Raw genomic sequence first — 2775 nt, forward strand, 5'->3', positions numbered from 1 at the left:
CCAGAAACTTCTTGGCTGCCGTCCACATCGCCGCAGTCGTCGCCTATTGGATCAATTGAGTCTGAACCCTAGCATCGTCGTATCTAACACTGCATCGTTTTCAGAACGAGGACATCGATTGCGAGCCGCGCCTGGACAAGGATGTAAGTGCCATCGCTCATGTCCGCTCCTTAGCGGATTTGCGTGCTCACACTGCCCCGCACGTTTTTGAGGCGTTCTGCGAAGAAGAGCCTGACGAAATTGATGCGGCCCGCATGGCTGCCGTGCACACGGCTGGGGGTACCGCTTCTCCTTTTGTCTCATTGGCCTGGGATCCGTCACAGCTGCTCGTTGCGGGAGACGAGACACCCAAGATGAGCGCGAAGGCGATTGCAGAAAACGCGAAGAAGTTGCACACCTACACGGTTCCGAGTGTTGCCGCCTGGTCGACCGATAAGATCGCCGGCGTTCTAGCGCGCGGAAGGCATCCCCTTGATGCGGATTTTCTATGGTGGGTGAACCAAACGCCCAAGCGTGAGACCGAGGTCTTGTTTCTCGGCGGCAATCTGGCCGGCTATCGCACGGCCAGCAAAGATAATCCGCACAGGCCCGACCGAACAAAAGATAGCTTAGCGCCTGCGCGAGACATTTTAGAGGGCCCCGAATACAAGCGCCCGCAGCAAAAGCCGACTACACCCCTGAACAACCTATACTCGCGGGGAACGGAATGAATATCGACCCATGGAACACCGCAGACTTCATTGAAACTTACGATCTTCTGCGCCAGCAGCAACGGGCGTCGCAGCAGCCGGGCGACATCAGCGCACAAACCAGCTCACCAGCACGCCAGTCCGCCGATCAAGGGAACTTTGAGCAGCAGCTAAGCGATTTGCGGCCAATCCACCAAGATCCACCTGCCGCTTTGACAGATGCTGAGATTGGATCACCGCCGACTGTGATGGATGGCAATTTGAAAGCGCGCGCTATCCAGGAAAGCGAACGGTGCCCAGCCCCATCCTTTGTCAGGGGCGCGCCGAACTTGCCGCATCGCTGGCCGGAGCGAACGTTGAGGCGCTGAAGAACGAGATCAGGCTGGCTGAGCAGCGAGCGGCACGGTGGCCAAGAACGACCGGATCCGCCGGCAGTGTCGACAGCAGCAGCGTTTTGAACGACGTGCTGGCATCGTCTTATCAAAAACTGCATCGTTTTCAGAGCAAGGCCAGCCATTGCAAGCCGCGCCAAGACGAGAATGTGAGCGCCATGGCGCATGTCCGCTCCTTAGCGGATTTGCGTGCTCACGCAACCCCGCACGTGTTTGAGGCGTTCTGCGAAGAAACGCTGGACGAAATTGATATGGCCCGCATGGCTGCAATGCACACGTACGGTCAGGCTGAATGCCACCCATCGCGTCCAGAAAGGCCGCGGCCTTGATTGGATAGCCTTTGCGGAAATCGCAACATGAAATTGCAAGCTTGCGCCTTCAAAGCCAAAAGGCCGCAATATGAAACATCGCTCTGCTCTAAAATCGATTCCCGCTCAATGGCTTGGACAGCTCTTCACGAACGACAGCCGGGGACCAAGCCATAGGGCTAAACGTTGTGCGGTTCGGAGCCAGTCCCTGCCGCACGCGCATCAGAACCCTTTCGACGAGCACCTAAGCTCGCGGAAGCGATACCTCTTCTCGAGTCATCGTCTGCGCATCGTAAATTCTGACCTGAAGCATTGGAAAGCGCTTCTTCAGATCTTCTGCCCCTGCCTTTGCTCCGTCTCTGGTCAAAAATTCGGCTTTTAATCGACCATCCACTTCGAGGGCGTAGCCTGACGTGGGCAGTTCGGGGGCGGCAGCAACCATTTCGTTTCTCGTCTCGCATTGGGCTTGTTGGAGGACAATAGCCTAACCTGAGTCGCTCAAATCGCGCCAGCGGCAGAATGGGTCTATGTGAATCGTTGCGAATCGGTAGTTGTGAGCAATTGGCCTTCCGACCCTTCGATACTTTGGGCAATTCCCTGATCTTGCCAGAGATAAGAACGAATGGATGCCGCACTTTTTAGCGTTATCGCGATACTTATCATAGGAACTGCGGCCGATACCGACCACATGGCCGCCGACGATGGGAAAAGCGCCTGGAGCCGCGATGGAACGCTCGGAACTACCTCAAAGCGCCGAGGTCACGAAGCTTGCCGCGCCGAACATGAGTAAAAGCTGGCGAAGGCCAAATTTGCGGTGGGCGCTGGACGGCTCTCTCGCCGAAGCCGCCGCGCTGGCCCATCGGATCAGCAGCGCCCGGCCGCGGGTGATGGCCGACTAGTTCAAGCGGACTTTCAGTCACCGCCGTCCCGCACAAAAGATCACTATAGATCGCGCCATCGCTGAATCCAGGTCGGGGAACTGAACTCCAGTTGTACTCTTACGTGATTATCGCATTTCGAGATGAGAGCTGGTCGCGGAATTCTGCACAGGACGATAAGTGGAATTTCTGCCTGACAGCGGGCACGCTGTGCCTGCGAATCAGGAGCGACAATGAGCAGACGACCCCGCCGGAACCACTCAGCGGCCTTCGAGGCGAAGGTGGCTCTGGCCGCCGTCAAGGGCGACCGAACCATCGCCCAGCTGGCAGAGCATTTCGACGTCCATCCCAACCAGATAACGACATGGAAATCGCAGCTTGAGGCAAGCGCTTCCGAGGTTTTCGGACCGGGAGGTGGGACACCGGCCACGCCCGCCGTCGACGTGAAGTCGCTGCATGCCAAGATCGGCGAGCTGACGCTGGAGAACGATTCCTAAGAAACGGCATT

General features: G+C 57.4%; 4 protein-coding genes and 1 pseudogene. 4 read left to right on the forward strand and 1 reads right to left on the reverse strand.

Annotation, left to right across the window (positions count from 1 at the left end; translation table 11 throughout):
* Window positions 1–353 precede the first annotated feature (353 nt).
* Window positions 354–710: a hypothetical protein gene (locus tag AC5ZG5_RS45930; protein ID WP_456647213.1), complete on the forward strand. Its 357-nt coding sequence runs from the start codon at window positions 354–356 to the stop codon at window positions 708–710.
* 271 nt (window positions 711–981) lie between these two features.
* Window positions 982–1410, forward strand: a complete 429-nt coding sequence (locus tag AC5ZG5_RS45935; protein WP_456647212.1) for a hypothetical protein — start codon at window positions 982–984, stop codon at window positions 1408–1410.
* Window positions 1411–1633: 223 nt separating this feature from the next.
* Here AC5ZG5_RS45935 and AC5ZG5_RS45940 read toward each other — a convergent pair whose 3' ends face one another.
* Complete coding sequence (locus AC5ZG5_RS45940; protein WP_456647211.1) at window positions 1634–1831, reverse strand: hypothetical protein; 198 nt, start codon at window positions 1829–1831, stop codon at window positions 1634–1636.
* Window positions 1832–2114: 283 nt separating this feature from the next.
* On the opposite strand from AC5ZG5_RS45940, the gene AC5ZG5_RS45945 reads away from it, so the two are divergent.
* Together AC5ZG5_RS45945 and AC5ZG5_RS45950 are read left to right on the forward strand one after the other, a co-directional pair.
* Window positions 2115–2288, forward strand: a complete 174-nt coding sequence (locus tag AC5ZG5_RS45945) for a hypothetical protein (protein WP_456647210.1) — start codon at window positions 2115–2117, stop codon at window positions 2286–2288.
* 212 nt (window positions 2289–2500) lie between these two features.
* Window positions 2501–2758 (forward strand): annotated as a pseudogene (locus tag AC5ZG5_RS45950) (transposase); the annotation flags it as partial.
* Window positions 2759–2775: the final 17 nt, after the last annotated feature.

This window comes from Bradyrhizobium sp. Ses1, assembly GCF_059512365.1.

Bases quoted from the DNA above. Each gene is read 5' to 3' on its own strand.
- AC5ZG5_RS45930 (WP_456647213.1), top strand. From the start codon at position 354: ATGAGCGCGAAGGCGATTGCAGAAAACGCGAAGAAGTTGCACACCTAC.
- AC5ZG5_RS45940 (WP_456647211.1), bottom strand. From the start codon at position 1,831: ATGGTTGCTGCCGCCCCCGAACTGCCCACGTCAGGCTACGCCCTCGAA.
- AC5ZG5_RS45945 (WP_456647210.1), top strand. From the start codon at position 2,115: ATGGAACGCTCGGAACTACCTCAAAGCGCCGAGGTCACGAAGCTTGCC.